We start from the raw sequence: 14,686 nt of genomic DNA, 5'->3' as shown, positions 1-14,686 counted from the left end.
GACACCAGACTCAGGCTGTTAACGCCGGCTACTTTCGACGATGTGGCGACTCACTCGGGCGTCGCAAATATGAACACCAGGAGGTCAGGTTTCCTCCCTTGACCGATTCGAAAGAGCCTGGAGCAACCTTTCAGTGAGCCTTGCTGACTCGGCCTTCGCGTACACGTCCAGCTCGCCAAGTTCCTCGGTCCAGTCGGGCTGACTACTTCGCCCGTCGACGCCGGCCCGCATGTCTCCGCGGATCGTCCTGGTGATGACATCGATCTGCTGCAGCGCTTCATCCGCCTCCCGACGTAGGCCATCTCGTACCGTCGGGTGCTTTTCTGGATCTCTCTCGATGATGTCAATGACGTGTACTAGCGCGCTCAATGATTCAGCCAACGTTCCGCGTTCCTTCCGGACCTCATCCGACTCGAAGAGCACCATGCTGGTGCGAAGGTCGTAGGGCGTCTTCCACCATCCGCCGGGAACCTCGCCCTTGAAGAGGCGTTCGTCGGGATCGCGCAGGACTTCCCGCACCGCACCTTGCAGCCAGCCTAGGTACTCGCTGTACGCCTTAGCGCGAGCATCCCAGAGGCGCTGCTCGTGTTCGCGGCGCGTCTGCAACTCACTAGCGTCAGCTACCCTTTGGCGCTCCGCTTTGATCTGGCGCGCCTGCGAAGACCGCGTGTAAAGCAGGTTGGCGACAGTAGTCAGGAGTCCAGCCAAAACGGCGGCGAGCGCCACCCAAGATTCCGAGCCCATGCGTAGAGGATCCTCCGGGACACCAGGCTTCGCAATGACCGATTAGGTAGGCCTAGCCGATCATCCGATGACCGCAATCTGGACCGCAACAGGTGGCGACAGCGACCGTCTGGAACGACCTCTGTGCCCCGCTCGGCGACAGGCTCTCTAAGAACCCTAAGGAGCTCTGTCGAACTGAAAAGCGGAAAGTCGGCGGTTCGAGACCGCCCCTGACCACCACACCCTCTCCGCACACCGGGGAGGGATTTTTTCTTTCCCACGCACGCGAGTCGACGTGCTCCTCGAGGTGACTCTGGTCACGCGTACTGCCGTTGTCGGCATGCCACTCAGTTCGTGCTAGCCGGGCAAGCGATCCCAGGTAGCCTCAGGTTGCTGTCCTTCCATCTCGAGCGGGTTCTGGATCGGCTTAGTTATGACTCGTCTGCCGTTGGTTCTTACGGGTGGGCCTGCTGTGGGTAAGAGTGTGACGGGGCGGGCTCTGGCAGAAGGCCGAAGTAGATGTGCCTTTGTTGATGTGGATGATGTGCGTCAGTTGGTTGTTGCGGGGGCTGCGGCGCCGTGGGAGGGCGAGGAAGGACACGAGCAGCAGCGGTTGGGCGTGGTTAACGCCTGCAGCTTGGCTCGGAATTTTGTGGCCGGGGGCATGGAAGTTGTTATTGCTGATGTGCTGACGCCGGAGACCAGTGATCTGTATAGAAGAGAGCTGCCGGGGTGCGTCATCGTGCATCTGCAGGTCGGCTTGGTGGAGGCGAGGCGGCGGGCGGCGACTCGCGAGGTCTGGCTGACTGAGGATGAGTTTCGGATGTTGCATGAGGCGGACGCTGCGAATCCGCCTCATGCCGATCACCGCATCCAGGTGGACGCACTCGACTTGCGGAGCCAGATCGGAGAAGTGGCGAGGCTCTGGGAGTAAGTGCTGGCTTACATTCGCGCGCGTAGTACGTCGAATTCGCAGCCTGGGGAGTTGGGGTCGAAGCCGTGTTCTACGAGCCAGCGGGAGGCTCTTAGGCTTCGGAGGGACCACCAGCCGCGGATTACGTCGACGTCTACGTCGGTGCCGTAGCCGGCGAGGAGGTCGGGGAGGACTTCCTCGTGGCCGAGGGTGAGGGTGGCCAGGTCGAAGTGGCGGTCGCCTTGGCTTGCTTCGGACCAGTCGATGACGCCGGTGACTTGGTCGTTCTCGACGAAGACGTGGGTGATTTGCAGGTCTCCGTGGGTGAAGGCCGGGGTCCAGGGGCGGAGGGCGGCTTCGGCTACCTCGCGGTTGCGTTTGACCAGGTCGGCGGGGAGGGTGCCGCTGGAGATGAGCCAGTCGCATTCGCTGTCTAGATGCTCGGTGATGTCGTCGAGGTTGCCGCCGGGCCAAGGTGGGAGGGGTGCGTCGTGCAGGGTTCGTATGGCGGCGCCTGCCGCGGCCCACGCGGCCGGCGACGCAGGCGATGGCTCACCGAGCTTGCCTAGCGCCATCCCAGGGACGCGGGCGAGCGCGAGCACCGGCGGCTTGCGCCACAGGATCTCGGGCGTCGGGATCGGCGCCAGGGCGATCGCCTCGACCTCGACGTCGATGTTCGTCTGATCCGAGTCGATCTTGAGGAACACATCGCCGACCTGCAGGGTGGCTCGTTCGCTGTGGGCAACCACGACTTTGACCTCGTCCACCGCGCCATCATGGCGGGTAAGACCACTGACGTCACTGGAATATCGGGGGTCGCCAGCTGAGACAGGCCCGGAAATCGAGGTATTTCGGCGTATTGTGCGGGTTCAGTTGGATTCAGGTCGAGTTCGGTACTACGGTAGAGCGATGGTGTACTGCGGCTAACTGAGCACAGATCGTGATCAAAGAAACGCAGGGAGTCGACAAATCTGAGGGGCGCGGGGCACCGGAGGATCTCCGGTGTTGGGTTCAGATGTAGTCAGTGGAGTCGGGTAGAGCAGGTATAGGATCAGCCGGATCCTTGACACCTGTCGTTGGTCGAACAGATTTCGGGAGTGACAGTGGCCCCCTCACCAGAGGCCGTACGACTCGCCAGGAGACTTCGGGAGCTCCGGGAGTCACATCGACTGACCCAGAAGGATCTGTCGCGTGCTCTGAGCGCCGACTCGCGGGTCGCGGTAGCGACGATCAGCTCCTGGGAGTCACAAGGCAACCCGAAACTGCCGCCGGAAGAGCGCCTGCGGTCGTATGCGCTGCTCTTCGCGAAGGCCGTCGTACCGGCAGACACAACCCGGCTGCCACGTGAGCAGGACCTGAGCTCGGCGGAGCGAGAGCGTTTCAACAATCTTCAGCGCGAGCTCGTCGCGCTGCGAGACTCAGTCCGCCATCAAACCGACGCGTCACCCATCGGCGGGTCTTACACCTTTGACTTCGAATCCGGGCCGATCACACTGATCTGCCCAGAAGCCCCAGTCGAGGGACGCTCTCCGCTCGCGGAAGAGGACAACCCGAACCACACCCGGCTGTACAAGTACGCCGACCTCGACGCATTGGTCGAGATGTGGGGTCATGTACGCGCCTCCAACCCGGAGCTCCGCGTGCGGCACCACCTCCCTTCCGAGGTGACCCCGGACCACCTGTCCGGCCACCTCATCCTGCTCGGCGGCATTGCCTGGAACCAGGTCACCAGCCGCCTGCTGCGGGTACTCGATCAATTGCCGATCCGGCAGATGTCCGTCGCCGATCTGGCCGACGGCGAGATCTTTCGATCGCGCGACGGTCGTGAGTACCGGCCGCTGTGGGAAGAGCGCAAGGATCTCGACCTTGACGCGCCATCGAAGGCAGAGCTTGAGGCCGTGCAGGCGCAGGACGCCTGGAAGGGCGAGACTCCGCGAGAGCTAGTCGAGGACGTCGCGCTTCTCGCCCGGTTGCGCAATCCCTTCAATCACAGCCGGACTATCACCATCTGCAATGGCGTCTACAGCCGCGGTGTCCTAGGTGCGGTGCGCACACTCACCGACAACGCTGTCCGCGAACGCAACGAGGCCTATCTGGCCAACAGGTTCCCGGGCGGCATTTTCGGTCTGCTGCTGCGCGTGCCAGTGATCAACGGCGAGGCCATCACCCCTGATCTTGAGATCCCGGAGAACCGCCTTTACGAGTGGTCCCCCGAGGAGGAGGACGAATGAGCCGGCAGCTCAAGCACGGCCAATCCCATGCGTCGCTGCTGCGTGACGTCTCCGGCGCTGGTGCCGCGCCTGCCGCGCGCAGTGGGCTGGATGCGATCGTGGTCCCCGCCGCACGCCCTGCATCAGCCTTACAGGACGTCATTACTCTGTCCGCCACGCTGTCTGTACCGCTTGTCATCCTGTGCAGTCGGCAGGCCCAGGTCGGACAGGTTGTGCGGCGGGTGGAGAAAACGTTCGGCGCAAGGGCCCTCGTCGTCGAGGTCCCGGAGAATTACCAGCTTCCGTACGACGCCCCGCTGACGTCCGGCCCGGAATTCAAGATGGCCTCGGCCGGCCGGTCCAGCGACCTCAGCGCCAAGCGGAACATCGGCCTGCTGCTCGGCCGGATGCGCGGCTGGAACAAGATCCTGTTCGTCGACGACGACATCAGCCAGTTCAACCCCTGGGACGTCGAGCGCCTGTCCGGGACCCTCGACCGGCACCCGGTCGCCTCGATGGTCAGCCGGTACTTCCCGGACAACTCCGTGGTCTGTCACGCGCGCAGGCTCGCCGGGTTCAAGCAGGACGTGTTCGTCAGCGGCGCTGCGCTCGGTGTCAACCTGCAGCACCCAGGGCTGTCCTTCTTCGCGGACGTTTACAACGAGGACTGGCTGTTCTTCGCGCGGCACGCAGCCGAGCGCTCGTTGCCGAAGATCGGTGAGGTCCGGCAGGAGAAGTACTCGCCGTTCGCGGATCCGGGTCGCGCCGATCGCGAGGAGTTCGGCGACCTGCTGGCCGAGGGACTGTACGCGCTGTTCGAGAGCACGCGGCACTGGACCTTTAAGGAGCAGTTGGCAGCCGCAGCCCGGCAGAGTCATTGGCGTGAGTTCACCGAGATCCGGCTGGAGACGATCGAGGAGACGATCGCCGCGCTGTCCCGCGCCCAGCTGTCGGCGAGTCCGGCCAACTACCTGAAGATGCTGGACGCGCACGAGTCCCTGCGGGTCGCGGAGAAACGAGCCTCGAGTATCCGGCCGGAGCTCTGCGTGGACTTCATCGAGAAGTGGCAGGACGACGAGCTGCAGTGGGAGCAGGTCTTGTGGCGCTACACGTCGGAGCTCTCGGAGCGCGACGCGTTGGCCGAGCTCGGACTGCAGACCTGGGCCTCCTGTGGGTACGGCGTGTCAGCCAGGCCGCCGCGGCGCGTCAAGACGCAGGCGGATCTCGAGCCGACCGGAACCGTCGGCTAGCGGCTGCCATTCGCCGGTCGGTGTGAATCCCAGGCGCTCGTAAACCTCGCGCGCCACGAAGTTCGTATCCAGCACCCATACCCGCCACTCGGTGACGTCTGGTTCGACCTCGGTCAGATGGCCGAAGATTGCCCGCAATATCCCCGTACGCCGATGCCGCGGATCGACCCAGACCGACTCGACATGCCGCTCGTACGGCGGCCGGCTGTCGACGCGGACCGAGCTCGCCAGGCCGATCACCCGTGCCTGGTGACGAGCCACGATCCACCGCATCCGGGTGAACCGTTCCCGCCAGCCGTCCTCGCCGACCGCCACCTCGTCCTCGTACTCCGAGATGTACGCCGACGGCGAATCCTTCAGCGCCCGGAGGCGAACTTCCCGGGCGATGGGCCAGTCGTCGGCATCGAGCGTGGCGAGTTCCAAGGTCCCGGTCCCCCTCGGTCGACGGCAGCAACGCATCCATCCCAGTGTCGCCGTTTCGCCGGAGGGCCAAACCGATTGCCGGACAATCTCACATTCCCAGGGCATCTCCGGGGAAGCTCCGGGCGGGGTGGATCCGGTAGGTGAACACCCCGGCCCGGACTCCGGGGTCGTCGTCCATGAGCCGCCGTACGTCGTCCGCCGTACCCGGGAAGATGCCGACGCCGCAGAGCGGAGAGTCGTCCCGGATCGGGCAGACGATGTTCAGCAGACCGTCCGCCCGAAGCTCGAAGTTGCGCCGGCCGTGCTCCCAGACGATCGCGTCGGCACCCTCCTTGCCGTACTGCGGTCCTTCCTCCAGGAGCACGACCGTGTACTCGCGGGTCGTGCTCAGCCCTGCGCGCATCTGTTCGTCAGTGAAGCGGGTCATGGGGTCAACGTGTCACGAGCAGAAGGCCTTGTCGAGGAAGATGTCGACGGTGGCGTCCGGGTTGGTCGGGAGGTGTGGTGTGACGGCGATGGTTGCCTGCCGGCGGGTGTCCGCAGTGGAGAACGAGTACGCCTGGTACGCGAGCGCGTCGCCGTCGTTGCCGTAGACACGGACATTGCATGCGGTCTGATGCCACGACAGGCCGAGGCCGTACGTACCGCCCTCGGTTCCTGGTTGCTTCATCGCGTTGAGCAGTCGCGCCGGGAGTAGATGCCCGCCGAGCAGGGCCGCGAAGAAGCGGTTGAGGTCGTGGGTCGTCGAGATGATGTCGCCGCCGGCGCCGAACAGGGTCGGGTTCATCTCGGTGAAGTCGAGCTGCCCGCCGTCCTTGGGCACGTAGCCATGCGGATGCGGCCCCGGGATCCGTGTCGACGCACCGGGCATCGTCGTACCGTGCAGTCCGAGCGGGCGGATGATCCGGCGCTCGATCTCCTCGGAGTACGTCCGGCCGGTCACCTTCTTGATGATCTCGCCGACGAGCAGGTAGTTCGTGTTGGAGTAGTTGTACTGCGAACCCGGCTTGTCGAACACCGGCGGATTCGCCAGCGCCCGCTCGATCTGCTCGCTCGCCGTCCAGGTCCGGTACTGAAGCGCGTAGAACCCCTCGCTCGGCGGCATCGGCAACGTGTTCTTGTAGTCGTACAAACCGCTGGTGTGGTTGAGCAATTGGCGCACGGTGATGTTCTCGCCGTTCGGCACAACGCCAGGCAACCAACGCTCCACCGAGTCATCCAGCCGGATCTTGCCCTCGGCAACCAGTTGCAGTACGACGGTGGCAACGAACGTCTTCGTGATACTCCCGGCCCGGAACCGCCCGTCCACCGGCACCTTCCGCGAGGTGCCCAACTCCGCAACCCCGCTACTCCCCCGCCAAACCTGCGCACCGTTCCGCACCTCAGCCAACGCCCCGATGGACGCCACCCCGTCGAGCCCCTTCTGCAAGTCAGCACCTCTAGAAGCCGGCACAACCGCGGTCACCGCGGCCGTCACCAACGCAACCATTCCCTGAACCAGCATCCCGATCTCCTCTTGTTCCGTCCGAGCCTCCAACCCTCCCCGCACGGAACATCACAAACATCGGGGATCGCCCCGGGAATGACCCGGTTAGACCACTCGGGGCAAAGCAATCCGGCCGGGCCCGCAAAGGGCCCGGCCGGATATTGCCCTGAGCAACTTATGCTGCTGCGGTCGCCTCGGTGAGTTGCTCCGAGGTGGGCTGCAGCTGGGGTGAAGCCAGGGTCAGCAGAACGTTGGCTACGGCAAAGGCAGCTGCCGCGAGGAGGCCGCGTTCGTAGCCGGACTGGAGAGCCTGGAGCTGAGTCGCGCCGTGGGTGAGTTCGTTGGTGGTGTGGGAGATGGAGAGGGTAGTGACGATCGCCAGGCCGAGCGCGCCGCCGACCTGGTACATCGCGTTGACCACGCCGGAAGCAGCGCCGGCTTCGGCGGGGCGTACTTCGGAGACGGCGTTGATCTGGCCGGGTACGCCGACGCCGATGATGCCGAAGCCGAAGATGATCAGGCCGGGCAGGAGTTGCGAGCTGTAGCTACCGGTGGCGTCGGCCTGCGACAGGAGGAGCAGTCCGACAACGCTGAGGACCGCACCGGCCAGCTGGACCGTCCGCGTGCCGAGCCGCTGCACCAACTGCGACGCCAGCACCGCACCGACGATCGCCGCGCCGCCCATCGGCAGGAAGTGGATGCCGGCCTCGAGCGCACTGTCGCCACGCACCTGCTGCAGGTAGATAGCAGTCAAGAAGAACATCGACAGGAACCCAGCGCCGTTCAACGCCAGGGTCGCACCCGACACACTGAGCGCCCGCGACCGGAACAGTCGCAACGGCACCAGCGGAGCAGCCGACCGCGACTCCACCACAACGAACGCCGCCAGCAGCAGCACACCAGCAGTCAGTACGCCGATGACCTCGAACGATCCCCACCCAGCCGGCTCCGACCGGACCACGCCGTACACGACCGACATCAATCCAGCCGTGCCGAGCACCGCGCCGAGGGTGTCGAACGTACGGCGACCCGTCGAGTGCCGCAGGTCCGGGACGAAGACCGGGATCAGGGCGATCAGTGCGATCACGATCGGCACGTTCACGAAGAAGACCCACTGCCAGCTGAGCGAATCCACGAGTACGCCGCCCGCGACCACGCCGAGCGTGCCGCCAAGACCGGCGAGACCACCCCAGACGCCCATCGCGATGTTCCGCTCACGTCCGTGCGCGAAGGTCATCGTCAGGATCGCCAACGCCGCCGGTGACAGCAGCGCTCCACCAAGACCCTGGATCGCACGGGCACCGATGAGGAACTCCGGCGAGTTGGAGAGGCCGGCGACGAGGCTGGTCGCGCCGAAGAGCACGAGGCCCGCGGTGAACACGCGGCGCGGACCGAGCAGGTCGGCCATCCGCCCGCCGAGGAGCAGGAAGCCGCCGAAGAGCAGTGTGTACGCGTTGATGACCCACTGCAGGGAATCGGCGGAGAAGTGCAGGTCCGCCTGGATGTGGGGCAACGCGACGTTCACGATCGTCACGTCGAGCACCACGATGAACTGCGCTAGAGCCAGCACCGCCAGGGTGGCCCAAGGACTGCGTCGCATTGCCGTACCTCACTCGGTTGAGAGTCTACGCTGTATGTATACGCCGTAAGCTTACGGAGTAGACACTAGGTCTACGGTGTAGACTTGTCAACGTGATCACCAAAGAGACCTCCCGCCGCCTCGATCCGGAGAAGGTCGTCGACAGCGCGCTGGCCATCGCCGACGACGAAGGACCGGCCGCGGTCTCGTTCCGGAAGCTGGCCGCGCAGCACGACGTCACGCCGATGGCGCTGTACCGGCACTTCAAGGACAAGGACGACCTGCTGGCCGCGATCGGCGACCGCATCCTGGCCGACGTCGTACTCCCGGAGCCGAACGACGAGCCCTGGGACAAGCAGCTCCACAAGCTGCTGACCGCGTTCGTGACCGCGCTCCGCAGCCACCCACGGCTGGCGGATCTGACGCTGCCCAGGATCCTGATCGCCGAGCCCGGGCTGGCGCTGGCCGAGCGGGCGCTGGAGCTGCTGACCGAGGGCGGCTTCGCCGTCGACGACGCGGCCGAGGTCGGCCGGCAGGCCATCTGCTCATTGATCTCGCTGGTGACCACCGACCCGATCGCCCGCGAGGTGAGCGACCCCGAGGCTCGCGAGGCCTCGCTGCGCCGGAAGCGAGCGTCCCTGGGCGCACTCTCCCCGGATCGGTACCCGCTGATCACGTCCGCCGCCGGCGCGCTGATCTGCCCGGAGTCCCGGGACCGGTACTACGAGATCGGCCTCGACCTGGTCGTCGCGGGCATCCGCCGCCTCCGCGCGTAGGGCGTGTACGCACCCCGCCACGGGCCCGAGAGGACTACGCTCCGAAACGGAGCGATACCACTCTCTATGGAGGTACATCGATGGCGGGGAAGTTCGAGCTGTACAAGGACAAGTCCGGCGAGTTCCGGTTTCGTCTGAAGGCCGGCAACGGCGAGGTGATCGCGACCAGCAGCGAGAGCTACAAGACCAAGGCGTCCGCGCTGAACGGGATCGACTCGATCAAACGGAACGCCGGCGAGGCGAACATCGACGACCAGACTGACTGAAACGTCAAGAAAACAAGGGGGTTTCTCCACCGATCCGGCGGAGAAACCCCCTTGGTTTGTCTCAGAGCCCGTCCGCGAACTCGACACCGCGGACCTCGACGCCGAGGCCCTCGATCGCCGCGTCCGGGATCATCGCGGCCAGCTCCAGCGCGCGTTCCCGGGACGCCACGTCCACCAGGTAGTAGCCGCCGAGGAACTCCTTCGACTCGACGAACGGCCCGTCGGTCACCGCCGGGAGGCCGCCCCGGACCGTGACGACGGCGGACTGGGCCGGCTGCTGCAGCGCGACCGTGCTGTGGAACTCGCCCGAGGCCTTGATCGTGTCCATGAACTTCTGGTGCCCGGAGCCGATCGCCTCTTGCTCCTGCTGGGGCAGCGCGGCGATCACGTCGGGGTTGATGTTCAGGACCAGTAGGTACTTCACGGTTTCTCCTTCACCCGCGGCCCCCGGAGTGGGTGCCTCTCGTTCATCAGTACGGAGCGGGCCGCCGCACTTTGACATCGCCCGCGGATAAGTTCGGATCGTGCTGAGTCTCACAGATGTCCGGGCCGCCGCAGAGCGCCTGAAGGGTGTCGCCCACCGTACGCCGGTCCTCACGTCGCGAACGCTGAACGAGCGGGTCGGGGCAGAGGTGTTCCTCAAGGCCGAGAACTTCCAGCGGATCGGTGCGTTCAAGTTCCGGGGCGCATTCAACGCGATCAGCCGGCTCACCCCGGAACAGCTCGAGGCGGGCGTCGCGGCGTACTCGTCGGGCAATCACGCGCAGGCGGTCGCGCTCGCGGCGCAGCTCGCCGGCACGAGCGCGGTGATCCTGATGCCGGAGGACGCGCCGCCGACGAAGGTCGCCGCCACCCGCGGGTACGGCGCTGAGGTGGTCACGTACGACCGCTATACGCAGGACCGGGCCGCCCTGGCGCAGGAGCTGGCGACCGAACGCGGGCGCACGCTCATCCCGCCGTACGACAACTACGACGTGATGGCCGGGCAAGGGACGGTCGCACTCGAGCTGCTCGAGGAGGTCGGGCACCTCGGCGCGCTGCTGGTCCCGGTCGGCGGCGGCGGGCTGATGGCCGGCTGTGCGACCGCGGCGACGCTGATGAGCCCGGGGATCCGGATGATCGGGGTCGAGCCGGCTGCGGGCGACGACCATGCCCGGTCGCTGGCCGCGGGCGAGCGCGTGGAGATCGACGTACCGCGGACGATCGCGGACGGGCAGGCGATCTCGACGCCCGGCGAGCTGACGTTCGCGGTGAACCGGCGGCTGGTGGAGTCGTTCGAGCTGGTCAGCGACGAGGAGATCGTGGCCGCGATGGCGTTCGCGTTCGAGCGGCTGAAGATCGTGCTGGAGCCGAGCGGGGCGAGCGCGCTGGCCGCCTTGCTGGCCGGACGGATCCACGGGACGCCGGAGCGCGTCGGAGTGGTGCTGTCGGGCGGCAACGTGGGCCTGGAGCGGTTCCGCGAGCTCCTCGGAAAATAGCTGAATTCGCAAGGATTTTAGGGTGCCCTGACCACCCTCTGTGCCCGTTGTCACAGACAGCCACCATCGATTGTGACCGAGGTCACATCGAAGCCCTCATTTCCCGCCTCAGCCCCGCTCAGATGCGCTCAGGACACCTGGTGTTCACCCAGGCTTGCTGATCCGTCAGATGCCCTCTCAGAGGCATTCGGGAGGGTCTTTGTGGATCTGAGGGTTTGCGTCGTGATCATCCTGTTATACAGTCGTCGGCGGTTCGGTAAACAACACGAACCGCACGTGGGTCAACGCCGAGCCCTGCCAGGGCCCATGTGCTCCCCTCGAAAACCATGGCAGGGGTGGGGGACCCAGGAAGTTGGGTCTCGACCGTGAGTGGTCGAAACCCTGGGGTGAAGTCCGCGGGAGCGGACCGGGCTATGAATCCCAGCCCGAACCCGACAGCTAACTTCACAGGCGTCGGGAGACAACCATGCCCGTCACTGCCCGACGGACGTCGCTTTCGCGCGCCGTCAGCCAGCTTTCCAGTACCGACCGGCCTACCGGCCGGACCCTGGCGAAGCACCGTAGGACCACCAGCAAGCCCGCGGCGCCCCGTGCCGCAGCTGCCGTACTCTCGGTCGGCCTCGCTGTCGGCGGTGGAGCCGCCCTCAGCATCGGCACCACCCCGGCGACCGCATCCGCGGCCACCATGACCGCTGCTCAGCAGCGCGGCCACATGAGCATCCCGAGCCGGCCGTTGCTCCGGTTCCGTGACTCCGGCCCGACCGTCAAGTACGTGCAGCGTGCGCTGCACCTCGGCCCGGACGGCTACTTCGGCTCCAGCACCGTTCGCGTGCTGAAGAAGTTCCAGGCGTCCTGGGGCCTGAAGGCCACCGGCTACATGGACAAGAACACCTGGGGCCGGCTCACCTGGGCCGCCAAGCACAAGGTGCTCTACGGCAAGTACGGCGCCAGCGCATCGAGCGGCACCACCACCTTCCGGGCCAAGGTGCTCCGGGAGGCGGCCAAGCTCAAGGGCACGCCGTACCGCTACGGCGGCACGACCACCCGCGGCTTCGACTGCTCCGGCTACACCGGCTACGTGTACAAGAAGGCCGGCCACAAGCTGCCGCGTACGTCGCGCCAGCAGTACAGCGCGACCAAGCACATCAGCCGCAAGGCCGCCAAGCCGGGTGACCTCGTGTTCTTCCGCAGCGGTGGCGGCGGCGTGTACCACGTCGGCATCTACGCCGGCGGGAACATGCTGTGGCACGCCTCGAAGCCGGGTCGTCCGGTCGCCAAGGCGAAGATCTGGACCAGCAGCGTGGCCTTCGGCCGCATCTGAGTCCTGACCGGCGGCGCCCTTCCCCCCATCGGGTGCCGCTGGTCGTCAGCGTCCTACCCCCCAGGCACGCTGGCCATGAAACCGGTCCGAGCCGTCGATCCCCCACCCCTCCGACGGCCGGGCCGGTTTCCTATTCTTGGGGAGTGAAGGCACTGACCGGGCTGCTGTGGGTCGTCACGCTGGCGACAGGTTTCTACGGCACGGTCAAAGGCGTGTCCGAGAAGGCGCACGCCACCGGGAAGTCCTTCTGGCGCGTGTTCTTCTCCGGGCAGGAGAACTTCATCTGGCACAGCGCGCCGGGGTGGTACTACCCCGCGTTGATCGCGCTCACCGTCGTGACCGTGGCCGTCACCGCTTGGTACTTCTTCTCCCGCGACTAGTCGTCGAGCAGACCGGCTTCGTACGCGAGGATCGCCACCTGCACGCGGTTGGTGGCATCGAGTTTCACCAGCGCACGCGAGACATGCGCCTTCACGGTGGCCTCGCTCATGAAGAGCTTCCGGCCGATATCGGCGTTCTGCAGGCCGCGGCCGACCTCGACCAGCACCTCCCGCTCGCGTTCGGTGAGCTTGCTGATCCGCTCGCGCGCCACCCGTCGCCGGTCCGTCCGCGGGTCGCCGGCGAAGTGCCCGATCAGCCGCCGCGTCACCGCCGGCGACAGCATCGCGTCCCCGGCCGCGACGACCTTGATCGCCTGCACCAGCTCGCGCGGCGGCGTGTCCTTGAGCAGGAACCCGCTGGCTCCGGCCTGCAGGGCACGGAACACGTAGTCGTCCAGGTCGAAGGTCGTCAGTACGACGATCTTCGGCGGATCCGGCAGCGCCTGCACCTCCCGCGTCGCGGCCAGCCCGTCCAGTCGCGGCATCCGGATGTCCATCAGTACGACGTCCGGCCGGTGCTCCTTCACCATCGCCGCAGCGTCCGCGCCGTCGTCGGCCTCGGCGACCACTTCGAGCTCGTCGTCGGACTCGAGGATCATCTTCAGCCCGGCCCGCACCAGGGCCTCGTCGTCAACGATCAGCAGCCGCGTCATCGTTCCCCTTCATCGCTTCGTCCAGGAGCACAGGCTCGGCATCTTGCTTGCGGTCATCCCACGGCAGCCAGGCCTCGACCCGCCAGCCGCCTTCGATCGTCGGCCCGGTGGTCAGCCGGCCGCCGACCAGCTGCACCCGCTCGCGCAGCCCGACCAGACCCGCACCGGCGCCAGGCAGCAGTGAACCAGCAGCCACCGGGCGCACGTTCGTCACCCTCACCGTCACGCCCTCACCGCGAGCGCCATCGACCAGTACTTCGGTCGCCGCGCCGCGCGCGTGCTTGTGGACATTGGTCAGCGACTCCTGCACCAGCCGATAGACGGTCCGGCCGACCGAATCCGGTACGTCGTCCGGCAGCGCAACGTCGTACCCGACGGTCACGCCTGCGTCGCGCGAGGCCTCGATCAGGCGCTCCAGATCGGCCGCCTGCGGCACGGGCGCCAGATCGGCTCCGGCCACGCTGACGTCGGTCCGCAGTACGCCGAGAACCTCGCGGAGATCCTCCATGGCCTGCCGTGCGGTCTCGCGGATGAGCTTGGCCGAGCCTTCGACCTTCTCCGCGCCGACGGCCGGGTTCACCTCGAGACCGCCGGCATGCAGGGCGATCAGCGAGACCTTGTGGGCGAGGACGTCGTGCATCTCCTGGGCGATCCGGGCGCGCTCGCCCAGCCTGGCCTGCTCGCTGCGGAGCTCGCGCTCGGCCTCGGCGCGCTCGGCCCGGTCCCGCAGTGAGGCCATCAGGTCGCGACGAGCGCCGACGTACGCACCGACGGCTATCCAGGCGCCGACCAGGAACGGGCCGGTGAAGATGGACACCCAGATCGAGCCTTTGCCACCCCAGGTGTTCAGGACATAGGCGGCGTACGACGCGAGGCCGAGGATCGCGAGCGCCAGATCGCGGCGACGGATCGACAGGGTCAACAGGGCGAGGCCCATCGGGACGAAGATCCCGCCGGTCAGCATCGCGACGACGGTGAGGGCCGTGACGGTCACCGGGAAGCGGCGACGCCAGAGTAGGGCGACGGAGGCAACAATGCCGGCGCCCAGGACATACCAGTCCTTGGCAGTCCAGTGACCGCCGGACGCGGCCTGGGCGACGATCGTGAGCAGGCTGAAGGCGACGTACAGGAAGTCACGCACGCGCGCGGCATGCCTGACCCACCAGGCGTACCACCGGCGCAACCGTCGCATTCCGTCACTGTAGTTCGACGGTCGACGCGATCACGT

General features: G+C 66.4%; 17 protein-coding genes and 1 riboswitch. Of the genes, 8 read left to right on the top strand and 9 right to left on the bottom strand.

Features of this window, described 5'->3' with window-relative positions; genetic code table 11:
• Window positions 1-84: 84 nt before the first annotated feature.
• Window positions 85-744: a hypothetical protein gene (locus ACFWUU_RS31455; RefSeq protein WP_380180888.1), complete on the bottom strand. Its 660-nt coding sequence runs from the start codon at window positions 742-744 to the stop codon at window positions 85-87.
• Between the two features lie 514 nt (window positions 745-1,258).
• Here ACFWUU_RS31455 and ACFWUU_RS31450 point away from each other — a divergent pair.
• On the top strand, window positions 1,259-1,657 hold the full coding sequence (locus ACFWUU_RS31450; RefSeq protein ID WP_380180886.1) for a hypothetical protein: 399 nt from the start codon (window positions 1,259-1,261) through the stop codon (window positions 1,655-1,657).
• An 8-nt stretch (window positions 1,658-1,665) separates the two neighbouring features.
• On the opposite strand, the gene ACFWUU_RS31445 is transcribed toward ACFWUU_RS31450, so the two are convergent.
• The gene (locus tag ACFWUU_RS31445; RefSeq protein WP_380180884.1) at window positions 1,666-2,403 is read right to left on the bottom strand and encodes a phosphotransferase family protein; all 738 of its coding nucleotides are present in this window, start codon (window positions 2,401-2,403) and stop codon (window positions 1,666-1,668) included.
• 309 nt (window positions 2,404-2,712) lie between these two features.
• On the opposite strand from ACFWUU_RS31445, the gene ACFWUU_RS31440 reads away from it, so the two are divergent.
• On the top strand, window positions 2,713-3,867 hold the full coding sequence (locus ACFWUU_RS31440; RefSeq protein WP_380180882.1) for a hypothetical protein: 1,155 nt from the start codon (window positions 2,713-2,715) through the stop codon (window positions 3,865-3,867).
• Window positions 3,864-5,096, top strand: a complete 1,233-nt coding sequence (locus tag ACFWUU_RS31435; RefSeq protein WP_380180880.1) for a hypothetical protein — start codon at window positions 3,864-3,866, stop codon at window positions 5,094-5,096. Before ACFWUU_RS31440 ends, ACFWUU_RS31435 begins: the two co-directional genes overlap by 4 nt.
• Here the strand turns inward: ACFWUU_RS31435 and ACFWUU_RS31430 are convergent.
• From ACFWUU_RS31430 to ACFWUU_RS31415, 4 genes are all read right to left on the bottom strand, one after another.
• Complete coding sequence (locus ACFWUU_RS31430) at window positions 5,031-5,519, bottom strand: GNAT family N-acetyltransferase (RefSeq protein WP_170989547.1); 489 nt, start codon at window positions 5,517-5,519, stop codon at window positions 5,031-5,033. The two genes, ACFWUU_RS31435 and ACFWUU_RS31430, sit on opposite strands and share 66 nt — an antisense overlap.
• An 88-nt stretch (window positions 5,520-5,607) precedes the next feature.
• A complete protein-coding gene (locus ACFWUU_RS31425; protein ID WP_137252254.1) occupies window positions 5,608-5,946 on the bottom strand; it encodes a hypothetical protein in 339 nt (112 codons plus the stop codon).
• Window positions 5,947-5,958: 12 nt separating this feature from the next.
• A complete protein-coding gene (locus ACFWUU_RS31420; RefSeq protein WP_380180878.1) occupies window positions 5,959-7,023 on the bottom strand; it encodes a serine hydrolase domain-containing protein in 1,065 nt (354 codons plus the stop codon).
• A 157-nt stretch (window positions 7,024-7,180) separates the two neighbouring features.
• Window positions 7,181-8,605, bottom strand: coding sequence for a DHA2 family efflux MFS transporter permease subunit (locus tag ACFWUU_RS31415; protein WP_380180876.1), 1,425 nt, complete (start codon window positions 8,603-8,605; stop codon window positions 7,181-7,183).
• Between the two features lie 92 nt (window positions 8,606-8,697).
• Between ACFWUU_RS31415 and ACFWUU_RS31410 the strand changes: the two genes are divergently transcribed.
• Window positions 8,698-9,360: a TetR/AcrR family transcriptional regulator gene (locus ACFWUU_RS31410; RefSeq protein ID WP_380180874.1), complete on the top strand. Its 663-nt coding sequence runs from the start codon at window positions 8,698-8,700 to the stop codon at window positions 9,358-9,360.
• Between the two features lie 80 nt (window positions 9,361-9,440).
• On the top strand, window positions 9,441-9,626 hold the full coding sequence (locus tag ACFWUU_RS31405) for a YegP family protein (protein WP_137252251.1): 186 nt from the start codon (window positions 9,441-9,443) through the stop codon (window positions 9,624-9,626).
• A 61-nt stretch (window positions 9,627-9,687) separates the two neighbouring features.
• Here ACFWUU_RS31405 and ACFWUU_RS31400 read toward each other — a convergent pair whose 3' ends face one another.
• Window positions 9,688-10,050: a YciI family protein gene (locus ACFWUU_RS31400; protein ID WP_137252250.1), complete on the bottom strand. Its 363-nt coding sequence runs from the start codon at window positions 10,048-10,050 to the stop codon at window positions 9,688-9,690.
• A gap of 100 nt (window positions 10,051-10,150) precedes the next feature.
• Between ACFWUU_RS31400 and ACFWUU_RS31395 the strand changes: the two genes are divergently transcribed.
• The 3 genes from ACFWUU_RS31395 (at window position 10,151) to ACFWUU_RS31385 (ending at window position 12,805) form a co-directional block, all read left to right on the top strand.
• On the top strand, window positions 10,151-11,104 hold the full coding sequence (locus tag ACFWUU_RS31395; RefSeq protein ID WP_380180872.1) for a pyridoxal-phosphate dependent enzyme: 954 nt from the start codon (window positions 10,151-10,153) through the stop codon (window positions 11,102-11,104).
• A 275-nt stretch (window positions 11,105-11,379) separates the two neighbouring features.
• Window positions 11,380-11,571: riboswitch (cyclic di-AMP (ydaO/yuaA leader) on the top strand.
• Window positions 11,571-12,425, top strand: a complete 855-nt coding sequence (locus ACFWUU_RS31390) for a C40 family peptidase (protein ID WP_380180870.1) — start codon at window positions 11,571-11,573, stop codon at window positions 12,423-12,425. Its footprint overlaps the riboswitch before it by 1 nt.
• 143 nt (window positions 12,426-12,568) lie before the next feature.
• Entirely contained in the window at window positions 12,569-12,805 is a 237-nt protein-coding gene (locus ACFWUU_RS31385; RefSeq protein ID WP_380180868.1) for a hypothetical protein, read from the top strand.
• Here the strand turns inward: ACFWUU_RS31385 and ACFWUU_RS31380 are convergent.
• Complete coding sequence (locus ACFWUU_RS31380) at window positions 12,802-13,458, bottom strand: response regulator transcription factor (RefSeq protein ID WP_134105885.1); 657 nt, start codon at window positions 13,456-13,458, stop codon at window positions 12,802-12,804. The genes ACFWUU_RS31385 and ACFWUU_RS31380 overlap by 4 nt on opposite strands.
• Window positions 13,436-14,650, bottom strand: coding sequence for a sensor histidine kinase (locus tag ACFWUU_RS31375; RefSeq protein ID WP_137252245.1), 1,215 nt, complete (start codon window positions 14,648-14,650; stop codon window positions 13,436-13,438). The genes ACFWUU_RS31380 and ACFWUU_RS31375 overlap by 23 nt, the downstream gene beginning before the upstream one ends.
• Window positions 14,651-14,686: the final 36 nt, after the last annotated feature.

It is taken from the genome of Kribbella sp. NPDC058693 (assembly GCF_042715335.1).
Classification (GTDB): Bacteria; Actinomycetota; Actinomycetes; order Propionibacteriales; family Kribbellaceae; genus Kribbella; species Kribbella jiaozuonensis.
Note: the sequence above shows the minus strand (reverse complement) of the source record. Positions and strands in the feature narration are given on the sequence as shown.